The organism is Prochlorococcus marinus XMU1404, assembly GCF_017696175.1.
Taxonomy (GTDB): domain Bacteria; phylum Cyanobacteriota; class Cyanobacteriia; order PCC-6307; family Cyanobiaceae; genus Prochlorococcus_A; species Prochlorococcus_A marinus_X.
Genome location: NZ_JAAORE010000001.1, coordinates 340,736 through 361,162, shown reverse-complemented (window position 1 = coordinate 361,162; position 20,427 = coordinate 340,736). Strand labels below are relative to the sequence as shown.

Genomic DNA, 20,427 nt, shown 5'->3' with positions numbered 1-20,427 from the left:
AATTAAATCCGTACATATTACATATGTACGGTTTAAATGAATAACTTGACAAATATTTTCGATATATATATAGTACATAGTAAGTTTATCTGGTGTCCTGATGACTTCTATACGCAGTCTGAGAGCTATAGCACCCTTGATATGGGGTAAAGCAGGGCAGGTTTTATTGTTTTTTCCTGGGTGAGCACCAGATTTACTCTCATTTATTCATTCTATTTTTCAATTATGACTTCTAAATCTATTCCTCAAGACTTAAATTCGGTCGAATCCAGAAGAGATATTTTCTGTAGATTGGCCACCAGCCGCGTAGAAAAAGTCGCCTATGCTCTGGATATCCTCTCAAAACTTTCATCAAGAAGGTCAGACTATACAGAGGAAGATATTAAAAATATCAAAAAATTCCTTCAATCTGAACTTGATAAAGCACTTGCAGCTTTTACCCCTGCGAATGAGACGGCAAAAAAGACTTTTGTTTTGAAAGCCTAAATCTCATATATTGCATTTAATTTTTAATGCAATAATTAAATTCTTATAAACAGGAAAAGTAATTGGCTACAAAAAATAACTCTGAACACTTTATTGAATTGGCTAATAAGAGAGTTCCAAAAGCTCTCAAATATTTAGACCTAGTTGGAAATCTTGCAAACAAAAGCAACTATTCCTACACAGAGCAACAATCGCAACAAATTAAAAAAGCTCTTAAAGATAAAGTTAACGAGATTTGTAGAAAATTTGATTCCGGTACTAACAGCGATTCTTCATTCAAACTCAAATAATGTCTCAAACTGAAAATGCAAAGAATTGGTTCTTCCCTCCTTTAAATGGAGGTGAATTCCAAGGTTTTAGTGACTCAAGCACAGATAACTTTAAAACAACAGATAATTTAGGGAGAGAAAGTGCACAAAATAGTATTGGCGCTCTTAGAGATGGATGTAAGACAGTCTCGATGAAATATACACTAAAGACAGTTGATACAAATCTATTCCCTGGAAGAGAAAATTATTTAAAAAGACTTATTGCTGCTCGAAATTTTTATTCTTCATCAGATAAATGGACAGGGGATGAATTAAGAAAAATTGATAAGGCTATTGACACAATAAAACAAGATAAAATTCGAGTTTTAGTGATAAGTGATTTTAATACCACTGGACTTTATGGTGAAGAGGATTCAGAAATTGATCCTTATTTCAAATTTTTCAAGTCACAAAATCTCAGTACTTATAGTGAAATGAGTGCCGGAACATACGGAGAGGGTAAAAACGCTTTTATAAATTTCTCTACACTTAGAGCAATAACTGTCTATTCAAAACACATTCAGCCAATAAATGGGAAAGAAGACCTTTATGTTGGCAGATCAAAATTATGTTCTCACCTTGATCCTTCCGACACTAAGGAAACTCAGAAAGTTGGGTATTATGCCGTTACAAACCCTAATGGTGACGGCTGGAGTTCATATAGAGGTAATGAAATTGATTACTCTATTGTTCCTATTAAAAGAAATGAATATGGAACGGACATTTATGTTTGGGGATTTAATGATTTAGACAACCTAAAGTTTTGGGATATAAGACTAGCTATGGGATTGATGTATGCATTTTTTAAAGCAGTTAGAAGAAAAAAAATTGAATTCGAAATATTTGATGAAGATCAATTACTTTATAAGTTCAACTATGAAAATTTAAATGAGTTCCGAGAGATTGTTGAGCAAAATTGTATTGAAAAACTTGGTCAAGAATATTGGGAGAGAAGCGATGCATCGCTAGTTAAAGGATATTTAAAATGCAGTGATGAACATAAATCAAACAAAAAGCAAATCTCTCTAAAAACAAAAGATTTTGGAGATGTAGACCTAACGATCTATGCGGATAAAGAAGATAAATCTCTAAAAAATCAATATTGCATAATGAGAAAACCTCTTATGACAATACAAAGTTTTTCTAGAGGAGAATCAGGTTTCCCTTATCAAGCTGTATGCGAGATAAATGATGATGCAGGAAATATTCTATTATCCAGATTAGAAGATGTAACTCATACAGATCTCCATGCGAAACATGTCAAAGGTAGCCCAAAAGATATACATAAATGCACGTATGCTCTAAGAACTCTTAAAAGAGCTATTCATGAAAAAATTGATGAATTAACTCCTAAAATCAAAGATTCAACTGATATTCCAGGTTTATCAGAGTTACTCTGGGGAGATCCTATTCATAATTTTGACGGTAACTCAATAGGAGGGGACAATAATTCATCAAATAATCAAGATGACCTAGAAACTTTAGATCTGATAATTGATCCAAAAATTATAGAATCGGTTCCTTCTTATAAGAAGAGAAAAAAGCCTTCTATTGTCATACAGAAGACACCCTCATCTAAAGGAGATTCTGGAGGGAACGAAGGAGATCATGGAGGGGATGGGATTGCTAATGATGGTAAAGGTCATGGAGCAGGAGAAGGAAAAGGAAATGCTCAAGAAAACCCGGAAGGAGAAAACCAATCACTTATACCTTCTGAACTTGTCCAAATTATCAGAACAAGAAGTAAATATGATAAAGAAGTATCAAAATTCAAAATCAAAGCTCTAAAGAAAATAAAAGGAAAGCTTAGATTAGGATTTGCACTAGATGAAAAAGGAAATCAATTTATTCCTATTAATCAATTTAAGTTAATAAATTCAGATAAAATCATCAAAGATAAAAATCTTTTAGCATTTGAAAATATTGAACTTTATAAAAATGATTCCTTTGAATTTGAAATAAAATTCTCATCAGAATTTAATTTTGCTGTAGGTGCTTATTAATGGTTAAAAAAATATCCTACACAAATCCCGTTTTAGGAAATAACGAGGACTATCAAGACAAAGCTATTTTTACTTTTTCTAAAATTAAATGGACTTTACATGAAAATAATTTAGGTGTTACTTTTTCTTTTCCTAAACCTGAAATCAATGATGATGTTCTATTAAATCTTTTCAGAGATGGTGAGGCTCATCTTACTTTGATAATTAATAGTGCAAGAAGCTATTTTCAACAAACTTCTAATATTTATTTTGATGATTTTAAAGATAATGAATTTAATATATTTTTTGAATTTGGGAAATTGAATGGTGATGTTACTTATCAATTCTTTCTTAAAAGTAATGTTGAAAAACTTATTAAAACAGAATTAGTATCTGAAGATTATGATGATCCTTTTTTTATTTCGATGAATGATATCTTAGCTAAGACCCCTGAATGGAATGACCTTATTGACCATAAATTTGATCCTTATTTAAGTAAACCTACTAGTTTCATTCAAGTTACTAACTTTGATGAGCCAGAAACTTTAGTAAGTTTTGAAAACGATGAAATAATTATTAGACTGCCTAATGAGACTTATGAGCAATATGGAAATCTTGATCCGACAACCGGACCTATTCTTCATAGCTCAATTGTTCTACCAGTCTTAACCCAAGCAATTGGATTTATCAAAGATAAGAAAAATGATACTTTCATTAATGAAGATTGGTATTCAAAATTATTGCAAATGATTGAAGTTAAAAATTTATCTAATGAAGAAGAACTTAAAATTGCTTCAAAACTTCTTAAGGATCCAATCAATAGAGGTATTGCATATCTTTCCAACAACGCAAACGCAAGAAAAAATTCAGAGGAAGAAGATTAATGACCGCAATAAATATAATTAAAAATACAAAATACAATGACCTTTTTTATCAAGTTCAAAAAACTGAAATAAACGAATTATTTTCCAAATATAATGAAGATGAAAATTTTTTATTTGAGGAAAAGTCTTTAACCCCCACAAGATTAGATATTGATATAAATTTGATAACCAGCCAATTAGATTCAGATGTAAAAGGTGATTCTAAAAGCGGCATTATAATTTATGAAGCATTAAAAAATTTAACCCCAATAGCTGCTTCTAATAAGTGTTTATGGGCCACTTTAACCCATAGAGAATTTAAAGAATATACGATCAAGCGTTGGCCATTAAAAAACAAAGAGCAAGATAGAGGTTTAATTAATTCACATTTCTTTTTTGATAAGGATGATAGGCGGGCATTTAGAAGAAATGCTATTTCAAGATTATGGTGGGGTACATTTTTAACTGTTTCACCTTGGGAAAAAGATACAAAATTATTATTTCTTCAATCAAATGACAAATATAAATTTACAAAAATAATGCTGGGTTCTCAGCAATTATGGTTTGACGTTCAAGAAAGGAGATGGGGATGTGACGTTGTATATAGAACCTGTTTTTTAGAGGCCTTCTACAGGTTGATAATTTCGAAAATGCATGAGAAATGTTCTCTAAGTCCAACTGATTTTAGTAATGAATTAGCAAAACTTTTCACAGCGTCCCTAGTTCATGATGTCGGCTTAGTTTTAAGAAGTGAACCTGAAAAAATAATTGAAAATATTTTCGAATTAAGCAAAATTTTATTGAATAGATCAAAAACTAATTAAGTAACCTTTTAATTTTTTCCTCCAAAGGTTGGATATTGTGAGTTTCGCACTCCCAGATAATAATAAATTTCCATCCTAAATCTATAATTTCTTTTTGTATTTTTTGATCTCTTTTTTTATTAGAGTTAAATTTATTTTCCCAGAATTCCTGTCTTGTTTTTGGAGTAGAAGTATATTTACAATTCTCATGCCTATGCCAGAAACATCCATGCACAAAGATAACTGTTTTATATTTTGGGAGGACAATATCAGGAGAACCTGGTAAATCTTTTCTATGTAATCTGAATCTATATCCCATTGAATATAAAAGTTTTCTTACAGCGATTTCAGGCTTTGTATTCTTTGATTTTATTGCAGACATATTTCTTGATCTCTGATTACTGATTTTATTCATTGGATTGATGGATTTATTTGTATTCTCAAAAATATTTTTTTGGCAAGTCAAAATCATCAGAAACAGGATCTATATAAAGACCTTCAAAAATCTCCTCAAAATGTTTTCTATCCTCAACTATGATTTCTTTCAAAGCTCTAGAAATCAATTTTGATAAAGACTTATTCTTAGGAAACTTTTTAGATAATTGAAGTACTTCAGCTGGTGTCATAACTTTTTATTAGATTTTACATAAAGCAATCTAATAAATAAAAATAAACATTTAAAGGGCCAATTAAGAATCTAGAAGTTCTCTGAGAGTATCAATATTTTCATTTCTCTTTTTTGTACTGGCTCTCATCCACTTTATGAAATCATTAACTTGTTTAGATGATAGGCTAAACCATTCTTTCCCTCCTCTTTCGGGCGAATGCCAAAATCTAAATTTTTGATGAAATTTTCTTTCCCAAAACAAAGCTTCATTTCTTGTTAAGAACCATGTTATTGATATTCCTCTTAAATCACCAACGTTATATTGATTTCTAATTTCTTTTTTTCTTTCAGCAGGATTATTACTAATACCGATCTTAAAATCTCCACTAATTGTATCTTGAATAAGATATAAAGCACATTGCTCTAATTCATTAATATTATTTCCCATGGTTACAATTTACTAAATCAAATTAGTATTATTTTTATGATAATTTAATCACAAAATAAATAAATAATGTAAATTAAGAATAATTAATAAAGTTCTTTAAATAAAAACTTTTTAAGAAAATCTTTGATTATGGTGAGCAAAAAGGATTGGCTAAAGAAGATTGGTAAATGGTTTATTGATCAGTCTAATAATAATGATGAAGATATAAATTTTGAGTCAAATAATTATGGAAATATTCAGGAAACTGAAAGAAAGTTAATAGACGATAATTCTCAGAAAGAAATCCCAAAATCTATAGAAATACCAATAGATAGGGCCTTTAAATTATTTTGTTGGGCTTGGGAAGAGGAAGGTCATAAAACTGATTGTTATTTAAGTGGGGAAGATTTTAAAAAAGCCATTGGATCTTTAGATGATACTTTTAAATCTGAAATCTCAGAATGGCTTATAAAATGCTCTAATAAACCTTCTTTAATAAATAATCTTGAAAAAATAGTCTCTTCAGGCGAAGTTAACGGTCAAGACGATTTTGAAACCATACAAGCATTTTCCTTTCTTTCTTTTTTGATAAAAAAAGAAAATATTGCTATAAAACCACAAATAATTAAAGATAAACCAAAAATAGAAATTGAGAAAAAAAACGAAAATCTTAAAAATTTAAATGTATCTAATGCAGAATCAAGTAGACCTGATAATTTCTATTTTCAAACCAATGAATTTAAATTAGAAAAGTCATTTACCGAATTTGACGAAAGTGCCTTTTTAGAGGTTTTAAATGGTAATAATAAGAAGAAATCAAATGAAGGAATATCCAAATCAACTTATTCTGATGCAGATAACTTAAATAATGATGAGTTAAAAAAATCTCATTCAAAAAATACTATTAATAGTAGTAATATTTATACAAATATTGATCTAGATACAAAAGATAAATTAGAGGATATAAATACAAATCCCATATACAGTAAACCTATACATGAATTAGAAAATGTCTCTTTAAAAACTATTAATTCTTTGCGAAGAAATCATTATGAGAAATTGTCAGATTTAATTGGAATTAAAAAATCAAAATTACTTTTAGGTAAGAATTTTGGTTCTTCATCTTATGCAGACTTAAAACTTGGTCTTCAAAAGATTAAAGTGGATCTAGATTTTATTTTGGAATTAAATAAAGATTCCTTTGGAAAAATAAATAATATTTCCAACATTTCAGGTAAAGATTTAAAAAAGGAATTTTGGCAGGAAGTTACTAATAAATTCGCTAATTCCAATATCAATATAGAAAATTTAGATTCAAAATTAAATGATTTTTTTAATATTAATATCAGAGACTATGAAATAATTTTACAAAAACAATTTTTTAATCTTCTTAAAAAAATTGAGTTTTACATATATGAGAAAAATAAAAATAGTGGCATAGAAATAAAATATCTCAAATTAACAATATTTAAATTCTTAATATCCCATTTTAATTACGAAGATGCGTCTATATGGCTATCAAAATTCTACCGAAATTTAACTAGACAAATGGGTATTAACATTATCATCATTGCAAAAATTCTTTTCAATGAGGACAAGTCAGCAATAGCAAATGAGCTTGGTATTAGCTATAATTTTCTTCAAAATAAGGAAAAATCTTTCCTCGAATCCTTAAAAGTTAAGGGTGAAGATTTTTATAATGAATTGTCGATAATAAAGTCGAATCGAGATGTTTTTTTAAACAATAAAGAGCCTCACCAATTTAAATTTGGAACAAAATTACTTAATAAAGAACTGGAAAATTGGAATAATATTAAAAATCAATATTCTAAAAAAAAGTTAAATATTGAAAATATCGATAAGAACTTAGAAGAATTTTTTCTACTTTCTACAAATGAAACTTCTAGAACTTTAAAATCTTTATTTTACAAAATAAGCGATTCCTTAGATGAGTTTGGAGTCGAATATAAAAATGAATATAAATATCTAAAATTAGAAATCTTCAAATTATTCATATCTGAATTCGAAGAAGAGGAGGGTCAAAAATTAATAAGAAAAATATTTAAAACTATAATTAGAGATAATGGAAAATCAGTATTTGTCATATTGGAAAGATTAAAAGGCAAAACATTACAAGAAATATCAAATAATTTTAATTTATGTAGAGAAAGAGTTAGGCAAATCGAATCTAAAATGTTTAAATCAATGGAGGTTGATTTGGCAAGAAAATTTTATGAAGACTATTTAATAGAAATTGAGAGTATAAATTTAAGAGAGGAAGAAAAAATAATAAAAAGTTTAATAAGTGAATTCGGCAAATTACCAATTAAAGAAGATCAAATTCCCACAAATTTTAATTATAAAAAGTTATGGGATTCAATAATTCAATATAATTTTTTTGAGAGAATAGAGACTTATAAAAAATTTAAAATTGATATCCCCAAAAAAGAATATGATTATCATTATCTCTTATTAAATAAGAAGAATGAGCTGGCTGATGTGGGAAATGGTTATTGGAAAGAAATCAAAAATCTAAAGGAATATCTCTACAGGCATGCAGAATTCTTGGGAGAACCTAAACTAATGCCTAAACAAACCACTACTCCTTATAGGATAAAAGGAGTCGTTCAAAGGTTTGGTGGCCAAAGTGTAGTGGCGAATAAGATAGGTCTTAAGTATCAAGGACAACTTGTAAATACAGATGGGAGCAGAATTTATTGGACAGATAAGCGGTTATTAAAATTACTTGATGACGTAAATATTTTTTCAAGTCAAAAAATCGAAATAATGCCTAGTTATTCACAAATAATTGATTTTTTTAGGAATACTGAGATAGAAGAATACAAAAATAAGAAACCAAATTCAGCTGTGGCAGCATTAACAAAAATGGGGAATTTAGCTTGGCTAGAGGTCGCCCAGAGATTTAATAAGCATCATTTCTCCGGTATATCGCAGAAAGTTACTGTTCAGTTTATTAAAGCTTTCGTTCGAGATCTTGGAGAACATCTAGCAGTTTTAAGTCCTTCAGAATTATATGTACTTTTTCAGGCTCAAGGAATAAATAGGAAAGAACAAGAGAAATTTAGCAGGACTTTTGATGTTTTAATTGATGCTGTTCAAACTGGCGTTGTTAATAAGAAAGATCTCGAGGATTGGTCGAATAATCTTGAGGTCCCATCTATTAAAGAATTATTAAATCTTGGAGGTGAGGTAAAACATAAGTACTCTAAAGAAGAAAAAGAATTAAGACTTCTTAAAAGAAAAGCTAATATTTTAAAAAGAGAATATCAAGACTCCAAACCTATAAAATTAAATGAAATTACTGTTGATGATCTTCCTAATCTGGATCCCGGTAAAACTCTTAAAGCACTTGATAAAGCTGCAGGGGTGATTGAAAGTTCTGGAACTGATGCTTCAAAAATTGAATTCCTTAAGGCGAAAGCTTCATCTAAATTATGGGATAGTTGTTTCGCTAATGAAGAGCTTCTTATAAAAAAATTAGAAGCAAACATTTCTGAAAAAGATACTTATAGCGACGAAGTTAGAACAAAATTTCTCAGTGAATATTATGGCGCCAAAAAATTATCTATACCTCATTCATATCAATTTAAAGATTTGAAAGGTAGAAATAGAGAACCTAAATTAATGCAAAGACTTGTTTCTTATAGATTATTAAAAGATAAGCGAATTCTTAATTTAAGTGGAACTGGCACGGGTAAAACACTGTCAGCAATATTTGCCTCTCAAATATGCAAATGTCAAAGGATTTTTATTTCGTGTCCAAATGGGGTTATAGATAGTTGGATAAGAACATTTAAAACAGGTTATCCAGAAGCTGTTTTACATATAAAACCTGAAAATTGGATTATTGAACCACTACAAAACAAAATTAATGTAGTCATAGTTAATCATGAAAGATTTCAAAATAGATTCTCCGATAATCTTTTGCAATTCTGTTCAAACTTTTCTCCAGATATGATCGTAATTGACGAGATACATCAATCAAAAAAAAGAAAAGAAACAGAATCAAGTCAGAGAAGAAGTCTTATAAATCAATTCATTCGTATATCCCTCAATTTAAATCCAGAGATTAGAGTTTTAGGTCTATCAGCAACTCCTGTGATTAATAATATTTATGAGGGCAGATCTTTAGTTGAACTTGTAACTCAGGAAACACTTTTTGATGTAAAAGCTAATGATGAACTTAATTCGTGTATGAATCTTTATCAACACTTCATCATTAATGGAATAAGAATGAATCCTGGAAACTTGTCTAGGACTGAAATCATACCTAAAAATGTTGATGCTTCTTCATTGCTTCCTGAAATAATTGCATTTACAAGAAGAGGTTTGTACCACGAAGTGGAGAGACTTTTAGTAAAACCTAAATTAAGTGTGCTAAGAGATTGTATTAAAAGAGGTGAAAAAACAATTATTTTTATAACTCTTATAAAAGGAACATTAATTCCGATAACAAATTGGCTTATTAAAAATAATTTTACTTACTGTGTTTATACAGGAAATGATAAAGATGCTACTGATGACGGCTTTAATGACTCTCTTGATGAATTTATAAGAGGAGATGTAGAAGTGTTGGTAGCATCTGTGCAATGTGCTGGTACAGGTGTTGATGGTCTTCAATCTGTATGTAATAAAGCTGTATTTTTCCAGTTACCTTGGACCTCTACAGAGTTTGAACAGTCTATAGGAAGATTAGATAGAGATGGGACAGAATATGAATCAATAAGTGTTTATCTACCTCTTACTAATATAGATTTGCCAAATGGTGATAATTGGAGTTGGTGTCAAAATAAAATGGAGAGGATTAGATCAAAAAAAGATATTGCAAAAGCTGCTGTTGATGGAGAGATCCCTGATGCTGATGCAATATTTACACCAAGCGAAGCGAGCAAATATTGGTTGGAATGGCTTAAAAGATTGGAGAGTGAAAGCTAAAAAAAATTATGTTCATTTTGGAATTAGTGCAGGACAATATTTTTTAATTTCTTTATTAATACTAATAGCAAATAATCATTTCATGAAATTTATATAATAGTTAACTTGATATATCTTGTTTAAAAATAATTGCAAAGTTCATTCCTTGATTTTTCCATTATCTATAAAGTTTTCTAGAATTTAATATTCATTTATTATCTTTTACCCCTTCTTCCCGTGTATTATGGTGGGGTTTCGTAATCCATTGCTATAACATGGATTTCAAAGGTCAGCATTTTGCCTTGAATTCAGATATATTAAATAGAGGTTGTCTTTATTCATGCCACTATCGTCACACCGCATGCATAAAATTTATCTTGCAGCGATCATGAATTATGGTCTTGGCTCTGATGATCCAGAAGAGTTGGCCTATTACAACAAGCTAAGAAAAGAAATGGATGAGATAGAGAAAGATGCCGTTAAAAAAGGAATACCTCTTACTTGGGATATTCCCGATGGAATGGATTAATGAATCTGAATACTTTTTTATTAATTGATGGGAGCCTAATGCTTATTGGTCTACCTTTGCTGATGATTCTAAAAGGCAAAAAACAGACTCCCTGAGTATCTACTTAACTGCGAAAGTCACCCCCATAACGGCAGTTATGTCTTTCTTGATAGTAGTTGTATCATAAGAGCCCCAGCTGCTGACCCTAGTGGAATTTGGAACTGTGATCTGGAAAACACCGGTATTCACTTTCTTCAGACCACCCACTTCGGATCCTGCCTGTAGAGCGATAGCTTCAGCCCTAACTCTTGCATCCTTTGCTGCCTTAGCAAGCATGTCAACGCGTTTATCAGCCAGCTTTGAATAGGTGAATTCAGGACGGCTTGGTTTAACCCTAACCCCTTTTCCAAGCAATTCTGTTATCTGACTATGAGTCTTCTGGATGTTATAAACATCCCTACTTTCAATCTCAATATTCTGATAAGTAATCCATTCAGTTCTAATGATTTCATTAGTTTTGGGATTTCTGGTTTTATATTCACTGATACTCGCAGGTCCAAGATAAACATCCTGCTTTACACTGTCCTCAATTCCATTGGCTTTAAGGAATTCCATTGTCTTATTAATGGACTGCTTATGCTTGGTAAATGAGTCAATTTGTGTTTTCCCTGAGGTCTTTACCTGTACAGACCATTTTGCAATATCACTCTCAAAACTTTCAGTACTTGCACCGGTAACAGTGATAGTATTCTCAACCGTTCTGAACCCTCTCACAAGGACCGTGGAGGCGCCTATAAATCCTCCAAGAGATAAGACAGCCATTGCGAAAACAAGTGGCGGAGTGCGGCGTATAACGCCCAGAGAATCGCCTGGCAGCGACCTGAGTCTATTAATAATTTTCATTGTTTATCAGTATGTGTGTAGGAGCTTTTTAACAGCTGAACCGAAAGAAAAATATTATAAAAATCCCTGACTTTTATTCCTTCAGTTCTATCTGGCCATTAATGGAAACATCTTATGTTGATGTGCCAATTTTGGAGTCGGTTTCTTATATTGCCAAATGAAATAATTGTTCGCAAGAAGTATATTTGTATTATGAGAAAAGTTATTTAGAACTAAACAAAGCATTCAAAATAGACAATATTGACCAGCAAAACTATGGAACTATTTACAAGAGAAACTATTGGTAATTACACGAGTGATCCTTACGCAAAAAATGATCATAAATACTCCAAAGAGATGCAAGAAGTAAGAAAAGAATTACGCAAGCTAGATCAAGAGACAAAAAAAGATGGTGGAGTAGTTGACTGGAATCGTATGTTGAACGATTTCATGTGATGGTGAAAAGAGGCAAGCCAAAAAGAATCATTAGGAGCGGTAAACCTGCTGTTTGCCCTGAGTGCGGTAATAGGAATTTTTTAATTGTTGTTTATGGCATGCCAACTCAAAAGGTCTGGGATGATACTGGGAGGTATGACTGTAGAGGATGTTGTCTACCTCCTTTTGTAGAAGTTGTTGAGTATAAAGATGGCAATATTTATCATTGCCCAGAGCCTAAATATGTGTGTAGTAAAAAGAGGTGCGGTTTAGAAGTTTATATGAGAAAAGATGCAGAGATAATGCCGCCAATAGATGACTCATCATATTTCAATGGCAGAAAATGGAAGCAAGGGGATTTTGTAATTCAAAGCCAACAGGCAGCAAGGTTAAGAAATAAAGTATGGGAGCATGGTGGCAATGGCGAAGAAGCATTGCAAAAAGCATTTAAGACTAAAACTATCCGGCAACTAAACCAACTACAAAGAGAATATTTGGGCAATAAAAATAAGGATTGATGAAAATAAAAATTAATTAAAGAACTACTTTGTCTTAAAAAAGATTTCCTTGAATTTCTTCACTATCATCTTTCACAGAATTACATACCAACTTGGCATATTGCTCGGAATAAGCGCAGTTTTTACAGGATAAATTTGGTTCAGGAATCTGGTCATTATTCATCAAAGAAACCATTGAATCTATTTCTTCTTCAATCCAATCAATATTCCAATCATAAGGAACTAAATATTCGTCAAAATTCATTCTTTTATTAAATTCTTCATCATCTCTTTTTGCATTACAAACTAAAAAATAGGATGTTTTATGGACATCAAATCCCATTCCTTTTAGAAGATATGCATAGAAATCCATTTGGATTTTATATCCTTCATGATATGGATCATCAAGATAATCTTGTTTATCTACTCTCCCAAGTTTTGCCTGAGATTTGTAATCAACAACTATTAATTCCTTTGTAATCTTATGCTGCCAAATATCATCAACTCCTCCAGTCAAGATTATGTTTGTTTCCTTATGACGAAGCATCAATCCTTTGTGGAGTGAATTACGCCAATCATCTATCTCAGGATGATCAAAAGGAACTAGATGACTTAAATCATTATCGATAAATAATCTATGTGGAATTTGTCTTTCTCGGCAATAATCAAATTCTTTTTTTAACAGTAAATCAGTAGTTTCATTTAAAGTCCATCCAGGTGTTCCAGGTGGGTCTAAACCTTTTACTCTATCCAAGTAAAAACATCTTTTACAGGTTAAAAAATTGGAAAACCTTCCTCTACTTATTTTGAAATCCTCTTTCTGATTAGGAGAGTAAGAGGAAGATGCTCTCGTTCTTAATCCAGTTGCTCTTACAGGTTCCTTTTTACTATTCCTTTTCAGATCTATCATGACTTTTAATTCAAATTAGTATCTCAAGTTTTCCATTGTTGAAGACATCTAATGGAGCAATAGCACAACCTTTAGTAGTCATTTCTTTAAACATCCAATTTGCTGCTTCTTTATGTAAACATGGTTGAGGTTGTTCAGATTTTACAGAACAACAGTACCAAGGATTTAATTCCCAGAGATTATCTCTACTCCACATTATTGAGAAGAGAGAATATGAATAATGTGGATGTGGTTCCGGGAATGAGCAAACATAAAAATTTATTTTTTTTGTGGAGTATTCTTTGTACACAAAAGTTGCAACTTTAATGGTATCCGGAGGCAAGGAACTCTCTAGATTATTAAAGTCAGTTGATTCACAGAAATCTTCTTTTGGTGTTTCTCTCTCACCTAAAATGCCGAACGCCGTACCAAAAGCGGTTACCTCGTCATGCCAATATTCTTCTATTCGATAAGTTTCTTCTCCCATTAATCAAAAATTAAACTTAAATAAGAATGTTTCATGACTCTTATTTTAGTTCTGATATCAAATAAAAAAAATACTTAAAAGAAAAGTTGAAGTCTATGAAAAATATTCAAATTATTAGTTCTAATTTGCCTTCTATAAAATAGTCTACCTCTGCGAAACCAGAGCCTTTGGTAGACATTCTTTTCAACATCCAATTTGCTGCTTCTTTATGTAAAGGTGGTTGAGGTTTTTCAGATATTACGGAACAACAGTACTCAGGTATTTTTTCCCAGTGACTCCATTCTTTATTCCACCAGATAGAAAAGAGTGAATAAACTTCCATATGAGATTCTTTCCATTGTGTTTCTGTAAAAGATGCGACATAAAAATATGTTTTTTTTGGGGAGTACTTTTCATAAAAAAAAGTTGCCACTGGAATTGTATCTTCAGGATTCCAACTCTCTAACTTATATCGGTCAGATGAATACATCTCATCTGAATTGTGAGCCAGGCTACCTTTGGGATTCATCGCTCCAGCAAAAGCTACTGCCTCATCATGAAAGTAATCTTTTATCTGATAAGCTTCTGCTCCCATCAAAAAAAAAAATAAAAAAAGAGGGTTTTATCCCTCTATGTTAGATCGACTGTCAATCAATAAAATTATCCCATTACAGTAAGTGCAAAGGCAAAAAAGTGGACTGAAGATAAGTTACAGCACTCCCTAGAAATAATTTGACAGCCACAGAAAGGCCTTCTAAATTTATTCTGCACACTTCAGAATCATTGTGCTGCAGGTAGTCTTGATTGGTCCAACCCGGCCCACTTTAAAATTGCCCTTGTAGCTCAGCGGTAGAGCACTCCCTTGGTAAGGGAGAGGCCCTAAGTTCATGTCTAGGCGAGGTTATAGCCCAATAAAACTAATTAGTCTTAAATAACATTTATATATTTTAGAATTTAAAACATTGTCTTAAGAAATGGCATTATCGTCATACAAGATGCACAGAATATATCTTGCGGCAACCATGAATTATGGTCTTGGTTCTGATGATCCAGAAGAGCAGGCATACTACAACAAAATCAGAAAAGAGATGGATGATATGAAAAAGACCCCCTTAAAAAAGGGATAACTCTTAATTGGAATATCGACGAAGAAATGGAAAAATGAATCTAAATATCTTCTTATTAATCGATGGGAGTCTGATGCTTATTGGTCTGCCAATGCTGATGATTCTTAAAGGGAAAAATTGAACTAAATTCTTAACATTTTAACCATATTCAAATTCAATTGTTGATCCTTTATCCGTATAAGTTAGTACCTCAAACCGTACATATTTATTAGTCGAATGGCTTGTCTTACTAGTTAGAACATAGTTGTAGTCGTCATGAGCAAATGTCTACCAAATCCACCCTAAAAGAAGATCATAAATCTGAGATTGAAGAAAGATCAGAAGAAGAACTTCTTGAAGAAGAAATCAGGAATCAGCAAACATTAGATAGCTTTGTTGAATCTGATAAAAACTGGAGCTGATCGAAACTTATTTATTAGGAGAAAGTTATGAACTTACAAAGATCACCATTCTCAATCTTGAATAAAGAGAGTAGAGAAATTGACTATATCAAAGGAGTTTACAAGAGAAAAATTCAAGCTGAAATTGAATCTTATAAAGATCCCGAAGATGAAGATAAGAGAGATACAATCCAAGTTCAAGATGTATTGATGCTTGATAGGGTCTCAATTTAGTTATTCTTTTTTTTCTTCTTCTTATCTTTTTTTTTCTTCTTTACCTTTTCATAAACCTCATCAGCCTTCTGTTCAATACTGTCAAGCTTGTTTGAAAGTTCCCTGATAGCTTCTGCTTTTCCTTCTTTAAATACTGTATCTTTTACCTCAATAATTTTAACTGGCTCTTGATGAACTACAGTATCATTTGCCTTTTCAGTTTTAATTACAAACTTACCTTTAATGAAATTTGCTATAAAAATAAGAACAGGTACATGGGCTAGACCGCCTATTACTATTCTTGTTTCTGAATAAGCCATTTAATAGTTAAAAGAACTGAGATATTTAAGCATAAATTTAATTTTTAAATTCCTTTTATTAAGCCAACAAAAATTTGTAATCATCTCTTGATTCGTAGATCAATAATCTTGCTATTAATTAAGTAGAGACTTTTCAAAAAATGCGATTAGACGTATTTCTAATGAACATGTGTGTAGTGGTAATAGCGTTGCTTATCAGAAGAGAAATCAAACTTAAGAAGGCGAGATAAATTATGAAAACACAAATTTTAAAAGAGTATTACATTCCAAATATCCATGCTATTACTATTTTACTAATGATTCTTCTATGTCTATGGTTACCTCTAGCACTCAGATTCTTATTAATAATTTAGTCGAACTAATTAGTAAATACTCTTATTCCTTAAACTCTGCTATAACCAAATTTTGTTTTAAAGATCTTATATGGAACTCCTGTTGCATTCATGGCTTCAATAACTTTATCTCCCACAGTTCCGTAAAATTCAACCGAAAGATCAGTTCCCAGTTCAACATGAGCCTCAAGATAAACACCTAATGCTGGATTAGCTAAATGAGCCAGTAAAGCATCATCATTTTTATAGACTTCTGACCATACAAAACGAAGAGGATCATCAGGATCTTGATCAAAAGTATGATGGAGCATTCCTGGTTCCTCAGTTTTAACAGCTTTATCTGTCTTATCTGCAATTTCTAAGTATTCTGCAACCTTATCTTCCTTAACTTTAAGTTTTGCAAGAAGCATAAATGGAGTGTCTGATCCAAAACTAGACATAAAAAAAAGACTCTTGCGAGCCTGGGTGATGGGGATTTCCATCATGACAAATTAATTAGAAACAAACAACTCCACCAATAGTAAATTTTTATTACTTACAAACACCATATGTAGTGCTAGGATTTTATAAAAGGCCGGGTGATGGGGATTATCCTGCTTTTTGACTGGGGCGAAGCTAACGCCCTTTTTTTTATGGATACAATTTTTTAATAGCTTCTTGTTGTTCTTGTTTTTTTATTTCTTCAGAATCATAAACAGGACAAGAATTCTTATTAAGTGATGAGAAAAAAGCACTTCTTTTAAAACTTTTGAATATAGGAGTCAATAGTAAACGTTTCATTTTTTATCTTTGCTAAATTGCTCAAACATGCTTATCTCCCATTTTTATTCCAAACTTCCTCAGTTTTACTCCATCCATGAGAGATTAACCTTTCATAAATTTCTCTAGCCAAATCTATATCTACAGAAATTGTTGTTGTCATTACAGGTGGTTCTTTTCCAAACACACCAACTATTTTTCCAGTATCTACAAACATGTACTCAAAAACACCCTCTACACTCTTATCATTTTTGATAAATCTTTTTACTTCTGTTCTTTTTGAGTTAATCAACCAATAAGATTTAGTCATTAATTAAAAGGTATAAGTAGTAAGCCTTTCATTAACAATATAGAGCTACTGTTTGATGTAAATCTGCACAAGGTTCAATAGTGAATTCCAATATCTCTCTCCAAGGACTCCACTGTTTCCAAATAGTTTCTAAAGAATCAGCATCTATAACAGAGTACCCATTGCCATGTTGAGGTAAGAAAATCCAAGATTTAACGTCATAACCCTCTGGTCTATTTTGTGGCCCTCCTTTGTCGTACCATTCTTTTAACATTTTGGATCCCTTCTCTTGGGCATTTGCATCAGTAAATTTATTAGAAATTAGAAACAACATAAATAAATAGTAATCTAAACTTATTTTATGAGTGAAATTTAAAAGTAACTTGATATGACAGTTGAATCATAAATATGACCTGCACTCTCAATTAATGGTTTCACTGCTGGATCTTCAAACATAGCTATTGATGTACCTTCTTCACCCTGTTCAATGAGAATTACACTGGTTGTATCATCTTTCTTAACACCTTTATATAAGCAAACAATTCCACGTTCTTTATTCATTTGTATATTTTCTTGGCTGTCATAAACTGCAGCCCATTCTTCATAAGGGACGCTTATTTTGAATGTAAAAACAGTAGTTTCAAGAGACATAAAAAAAGGAGCTAATTGCTCCTTATTCTAGATCGACTATCAATCATTTCAATTATCCCATTGCGGCAACAGCATCAGCAACTTGTTTGTTTCTTTGAATAACCTCATCATCATTTAAAACGGCAGTGATATTCCAATCAAGTCCAAATTTCGCTCTCCACACTCCAAAATGTTGAGATATTGCTAAGTGATTATCAGCCTTGAAAGTTACAAAAACCTCCCCTGTTTCAGGCGCATGGAATCTACTTATCAATTCAAATCCATCAAAATTATCCATTGGTGCACCGGAAGCAATATACTGCTCAAACATTTTGTAACCTTCGGACTGAGAAATTCCGTCTGGAATAAGTCCATGAACGTGATAGTAAGCCATAGATAAATATCATGAATGTAATTTCAATTTAAAAACCATATTTTAAAAAGCATTTAAATTATCTTTAAATTTAGATTTTTAAGCCTTTTCAATATGAATTCGCAAAAAAAGGATCTTTATTTGGTATAGCATGTACCGTTTATATGTTTTTTGGTAGCTATTAATTGGATATGAGTTTTTTTGCCGAACCAAACCATATTGAATATGATGCATGGTTCGATGAAAATATCGATCCAGTAGATCTTGTGAATTACACAGATGAAAAGGATTTCAGTGATTCGGTACACTTTAAGTTCCATAAGATGTCCACTAGAAATTTAACGATTGGTTCTTCTGATAATTTTCACTGGTAAGTAAAAGATTTTTAACTCCATAGATATTTATGAATCTTATGCAGAATATGTTCCATCACTTTCTCTTCTTGCCTTAGCTAATACAATTTCATCTACAACTTTTTCAATAATATATGCACTTTTTTTACCAAAGCATTTTTCTTTTTTAATGCTCTCAAAATCATTTGGGATAAAATCATTATGTTCACAACAATCACATTTAATATCAATTTTCTTACCTCTGGAAACCTCCAAAGCCCTAGAAAAAATCCATTGCTGAACTGAAATACTTTCCCAACTATCAAAATTAGACCATTCATCAAAATCCCTATTAAGGATGTCTTTTAATCCATCAGCCTGATTTACATATACTATGTATGAATCTTTTCTTGATTCATCTTTAATCCCAATTGTTTTGACAGAATTTTGATTCATTCAATATACATTGATTAAGTAGCCCTATAAATCTAAAGGAAATTTCTAAAACTATAAACTAAAAAATGTTTTAAATAAGATCATTAATTGCTTTATCTAATCTAGAAGTATGATTTGTATTTCTTAGCAATTCAAAATCCTTAAAATCAAATCCAGGACCAACACAACAACTGACCAAAGTAAATTCTCCTTTACTTTTTGCTGCTTGCCAGTATCCAGATGGGATCATTTCTACTGGATTATTAGAATCTAAAATTAAATTTCTTATTAACTTATTATCATTATCTAAGCACCATAAATTCAGAGGATCGCCCCTTAGATAAATCCAAATTTCATCTGCATTTTTTACTCTGTGCCAAGCACTTTTCGCATCTCTCTCTAAAAGATAATAAATTCCCGTAATAAAGTTTCTACTTTGGCCGTCTTCCCTTATTAGATAATTTTCGCTCCTTACTATCTCTCTATACCATCCACCTTCAGGATGAGGAGATAAATTAAAATGTTTAATTATTTCTAGGTTTTTTTTATTAGGATTCACATCAAAAAATTATCTTTTAAATTTCTCTTATTGTTAAAAGCTGCCTGAAAAAAAATCAAAATTTATTTTCTAAAAAATTAAGCACAAATAACTGACAAATCTACGAAATTTTTATTTTCATCTGCCAGTTCAGTAATGATTCTATTGAGCCATTCAGAAGTCGTTTCACAATAGCCTACATTTAAAATAGTTTTTTGCTTTGCTGTTTCTTCTTTATTCATGGTTAAAGTATTTTTTTATAAATTAATCTTTAATTAAATCTATGTGAATAAGTCTTAATTACTATCTATTTCAAAAAGTTGTATTTAATACATATTTAAGAACTACTAGTAAACAAATAAAATTAAATCGTTGACAAGAAAATGTATACAAGTAAGAGTAGAACAAATTTATTATTTAACCTATGAATAACATCAAGATTGAGGAATTGATGAAAGTAAGGTTGGATGGTATTGCTAATAGAATTGGGCAATTAAGCAAAAGGGAAAGTGAGTCTTTATTGCTTGAGCATCTTGAGTGGTTGGAGGGAGGATGGGAGACAGAAGAAATCTTATTTTTAAAAAAGCCCTACAGAAAATGGTGGTTTTAGC

The 20,427-nt window shown here is 31.1% G+C and carries 31 protein-coding genes and 1 tRNA gene; 15 read left to right on the top strand and 17 right to left on the bottom strand.

Going from position 1 to position 20,427, the window contains the following annotated elements:
* The first annotated feature begins 225 nt into the window (after nt 1-225).
* The 5 genes from HA144_RS02075 (at nt 226) to HA144_RS02055 (ending at nt 4,463) form a co-directional block, all read left to right on the top strand.
* A complete protein-coding gene (locus HA144_RS02075) occupies nt 226-486 on the top strand; it encodes a hypothetical protein (protein WP_025973738.1) in 261 nt (86 codons plus the stop codon).
* Nucleotides 487-548: 62 nt separating this feature from the next.
* A complete protein-coding gene (locus tag HA144_RS02070; RefSeq protein WP_025973737.1) occupies nt 549-776 on the top strand; it encodes a hypothetical protein in 228 nt (75 codons plus the stop codon).
* Nucleotides 776-2,797, top strand: a complete 2,022-nt coding sequence (locus tag HA144_RS02065; protein WP_209041985.1) for a hypothetical protein — start codon at nt 776-778, stop codon at nt 2,795-2,797. The genes HA144_RS02070 and HA144_RS02065 overlap by 1 nt, the downstream gene beginning before the upstream one ends.
* A complete protein-coding gene (locus HA144_RS02060; protein ID WP_209041983.1) occupies nt 2,797-3,660 on the top strand; it encodes a hypothetical protein in 864 nt (287 codons plus the stop codon). Before HA144_RS02065 ends, HA144_RS02060 begins: the two co-directional genes overlap by 1 nt.
* Nucleotides 3,660-4,463 (top strand): DUF6339 family protein, encoded by an 804-nt coding sequence (locus HA144_RS02055; protein ID WP_209041981.1) that lies wholly within the window; start codon nt 3,660-3,662, stop codon nt 4,461-4,463. Before HA144_RS02060 ends, HA144_RS02055 begins: the two co-directional genes overlap by 1 nt.
* Here the strand turns inward: HA144_RS02055 and HA144_RS02050 are convergent.
* The 3 genes from HA144_RS02050 to HA144_RS02040 form a co-directional block, all read right to left on the bottom strand.
* A complete protein-coding gene (locus HA144_RS02050) occupies nt 4,456-4,857 on the bottom strand; it encodes a very short patch repair endonuclease (RefSeq protein WP_209041979.1) in 402 nt (133 codons plus the stop codon). The two genes, HA144_RS02055 and HA144_RS02050, sit on opposite strands and share 8 nt — an antisense overlap.
* A 25-nt stretch (nt 4,858-4,882) precedes the next feature.
* Nucleotides 4,883-5,068 carry a hypothetical protein gene (locus HA144_RS02045; RefSeq protein WP_209041977.1) on the bottom strand — a complete coding sequence of 62 codons (186 nt, stop codon included), beginning with the start codon at nt 5,066-5,068 and terminating at the stop codon, nt 4,883-4,885.
* Nucleotides 5,069-5,131: 63 nt separating this feature from the next.
* Nucleotides 5,132-5,497, bottom strand: a complete 366-nt coding sequence (locus tag HA144_RS02040; protein WP_209041975.1) for a GIY-YIG nuclease family protein — start codon at nt 5,495-5,497, stop codon at nt 5,132-5,134.
* A gap of 129 nt (nt 5,498-5,626) precedes the next feature.
* Here HA144_RS02040 and HA144_RS02035 point away from each other — a divergent pair, with 129 nt between their 5' ends.
* Nucleotides 5,627-10,432 carry a DEAD/DEAH box helicase family protein gene (locus tag HA144_RS02035; RefSeq protein WP_209041973.1) on the top strand — a complete coding sequence of 1,602 codons (4,806 nt, stop codon included), beginning with the start codon at nt 5,627-5,629 and terminating at the stop codon, nt 10,430-10,432.
* 319 nt (nt 10,433-10,751) lie between these two features.
* Nucleotides 10,752-10,940, top strand: coding sequence for a hypothetical protein (locus tag HA144_RS02030; protein WP_209041971.1), 189 nt, complete (start codon nt 10,752-10,754; stop codon nt 10,938-10,940).
* Between the two features lie 99 nt (nt 10,941-11,039).
* On the opposite strand, the gene HA144_RS02025 is transcribed toward HA144_RS02030, so the two are convergent.
* Nucleotides 11,040-11,822 carry an SIMPL domain-containing protein gene (locus HA144_RS02025; protein WP_209041969.1) on the bottom strand — a complete coding sequence of 261 codons (783 nt, stop codon included), beginning with the start codon at nt 11,820-11,822 and terminating at the stop codon, nt 11,040-11,042.
* 255 nt (nt 11,823-12,077) lie between these two features.
* Here HA144_RS02025 and HA144_RS02020 point away from each other — a divergent pair, with 255 nt between their 5' ends.
* Entirely contained in the window at nt 12,078-12,257 is a 180-nt protein-coding gene (locus HA144_RS02020) for a hypothetical protein (protein ID WP_209041967.1), read from the top strand.
* Nucleotides 12,257-12,754 carry a hypothetical protein gene (locus HA144_RS02015; RefSeq protein WP_209042543.1) on the top strand — a complete coding sequence of 166 codons (498 nt, stop codon included), beginning with the start codon at nt 12,257-12,259 and terminating at the stop codon, nt 12,752-12,754. Before HA144_RS02020 ends, HA144_RS02015 begins: the two co-directional genes overlap by 1 nt.
* Before the next feature lie 34 nt (nt 12,755-12,788).
* Here HA144_RS02015 and HA144_RS02010 read toward each other — a convergent pair whose 3' ends face one another.
* From HA144_RS02010 to HA144_RS02000, 3 genes are all read right to left on the bottom strand, one after another.
* The gene (locus HA144_RS02010) at nt 12,789-13,643 is read right to left on the bottom strand and encodes a PD-(D/E)XK nuclease family protein (protein ID WP_209041965.1); all 855 of its coding nucleotides are present in this window, start codon (nt 13,641-13,643) and stop codon (nt 12,789-12,791) included.
* A 10-nt stretch (nt 13,644-13,653) separates the two neighbouring features.
* On the bottom strand, nt 13,654-14,109 hold the full coding sequence (locus HA144_RS02005) for a hypothetical protein (protein ID WP_209041963.1): 456 nt from the start codon (nt 14,107-14,109) through the stop codon (nt 13,654-13,656).
* Nucleotides 14,110-14,215: 106 nt separating this feature from the next.
* A complete protein-coding gene (locus HA144_RS02000) occupies nt 14,216-14,683 on the bottom strand; it encodes a hypothetical protein (protein ID WP_209041961.1) in 468 nt (155 codons plus the stop codon).
* A gap of 237 nt (nt 14,684-14,920) precedes the next feature.
* Between HA144_RS02000 and HA144_RS01995 the strand changes: the two genes are divergently transcribed.
* The 4 genes from HA144_RS01995 (at nt 14,921) to HA144_RS01980 (ending at nt 15,829) form a co-directional block, all read left to right on the top strand.
* Nucleotides 14,921-14,992, top strand: a tRNA-Thr gene (locus HA144_RS01995).
* A gap of 91 nt (nt 14,993-15,083) precedes the next feature.
* Nucleotides 15,084-15,215 carry a hypothetical protein gene (locus HA144_RS09545; RefSeq protein ID WP_257470393.1) on the top strand — a complete coding sequence of 44 codons (132 nt, stop codon included), beginning with the start codon at nt 15,084-15,086 and terminating at the stop codon, nt 15,213-15,215.
* 263 nt (nt 15,216-15,478) lie between these two features.
* Nucleotides 15,479-15,616, top strand: coding sequence for a hypothetical protein (locus HA144_RS01985; RefSeq protein ID WP_193742620.1), 138 nt, complete (start codon nt 15,479-15,481; stop codon nt 15,614-15,616).
* Between the two features lie 27 nt (nt 15,617-15,643).
* A complete protein-coding gene (locus HA144_RS01980) occupies nt 15,644-15,829 on the top strand; it encodes a hypothetical protein (protein ID WP_209041959.1) in 186 nt (61 codons plus the stop codon).
* On the opposite strand, the gene HA144_RS01975 is transcribed toward HA144_RS01980, so the two are convergent.
* From HA144_RS01975 to HA144_RS01945, 7 genes are all read right to left on the bottom strand, one after another.
* On the bottom strand, nt 15,826-16,128 hold the full coding sequence (locus HA144_RS01975) for a hypothetical protein (protein ID WP_209041956.1): 303 nt from the start codon (nt 16,126-16,128) through the stop codon (nt 15,826-15,828). The two genes, HA144_RS01980 and HA144_RS01975, sit on opposite strands and share 4 nt — an antisense overlap.
* Before the next feature lie 382 nt (nt 16,129-16,510).
* Nucleotides 16,511-16,900 (bottom strand): putative quinol monooxygenase, encoded by a 390-nt coding sequence (locus tag HA144_RS01970; protein WP_209041954.1) that lies wholly within the window; start codon nt 16,898-16,900, stop codon nt 16,511-16,513.
* 190 nt (nt 16,901-17,090) lie between these two features.
* Nucleotides 17,091-17,240, bottom strand: coding sequence for a hypothetical protein (locus HA144_RS01965; RefSeq protein WP_209041952.1), 150 nt, complete (start codon nt 17,238-17,240; stop codon nt 17,091-17,093).
* A gap of 31 nt (nt 17,241-17,271) precedes the next feature.
* Entirely contained in the window at nt 17,272-17,529 is a 258-nt protein-coding gene (locus HA144_RS01960) for a DUF1651 domain-containing protein (protein ID WP_209041949.1), read from the bottom strand.
* Nucleotides 17,530-17,560: 31 nt separating this feature from the next.
* Nucleotides 17,561-17,842 (bottom strand): DUF3303 domain-containing protein, encoded by a 282-nt coding sequence (locus HA144_RS01955; RefSeq protein ID WP_209041947.1) that lies wholly within the window; start codon nt 17,840-17,842, stop codon nt 17,561-17,563.
* 38 nt (nt 17,843-17,880) lie between these two features.
* A complete protein-coding gene (locus tag HA144_RS01950) occupies nt 17,881-18,159 on the bottom strand; it encodes a DUF3764 family protein (RefSeq protein WP_209041945.1) in 279 nt (92 codons plus the stop codon).
* Nucleotides 18,160-18,211: 52 nt separating this feature from the next.
* The gene (locus tag HA144_RS01945) at nt 18,212-18,532 is read right to left on the bottom strand and encodes a DUF3303 domain-containing protein (protein WP_075487788.1); all 321 of its coding nucleotides are present in this window, start codon (nt 18,530-18,532) and stop codon (nt 18,212-18,214) included.
* A gap of 170 nt (nt 18,533-18,702) precedes the next feature.
* Here HA144_RS01945 and HA144_RS01940 point away from each other — a divergent pair, with 170 nt between their 5' ends.
* Nucleotides 18,703-18,885: a hypothetical protein gene (locus HA144_RS01940; protein WP_209041943.1), complete on the top strand. Its 183-nt coding sequence runs from the start codon at nt 18,703-18,705 to the stop codon at nt 18,883-18,885.
* A 36-nt stretch (nt 18,886-18,921) separates the two neighbouring features.
* Here the strand turns inward: HA144_RS01940 and HA144_RS01935 are convergent, their stop codons facing one another.
* From HA144_RS01935 to HA144_RS01925, 3 genes are all read right to left on the bottom strand, one after another.
* Nucleotides 18,922-19,299, bottom strand: a complete 378-nt coding sequence (locus HA144_RS01935) for a phosphoenolpyruvate carboxykinase (RefSeq protein WP_209041940.1) — start codon at nt 19,297-19,299, stop codon at nt 18,922-18,924.
* 70 nt (nt 19,300-19,369) lie between these two features.
* The gene (locus HA144_RS01930) at nt 19,370-19,837 is read right to left on the bottom strand and encodes a cupin domain-containing protein (RefSeq protein WP_209041938.1); all 468 of its coding nucleotides are present in this window, start codon (nt 19,835-19,837) and stop codon (nt 19,370-19,372) included.
* Nucleotides 19,838-19,914: 77 nt separating this feature from the next.
* Nucleotides 19,915-20,058: a hypothetical protein gene (locus HA144_RS01925; protein ID WP_179852286.1), complete on the bottom strand. Its 144-nt coding sequence runs from the start codon at nt 20,056-20,058 to the stop codon at nt 19,915-19,917.
* 182 nt (nt 20,059-20,240) lie between these two features.
* Here HA144_RS01925 and HA144_RS01920 point away from each other — a divergent pair, with 182 nt between their 5' ends.
* Entirely contained in the window at nt 20,241-20,426 is a 186-nt protein-coding gene (locus HA144_RS01920) for a hypothetical protein (RefSeq protein WP_209042580.1), read from the top strand.
* Nucleotide 20,427: the final 1 nt, after the last annotated feature.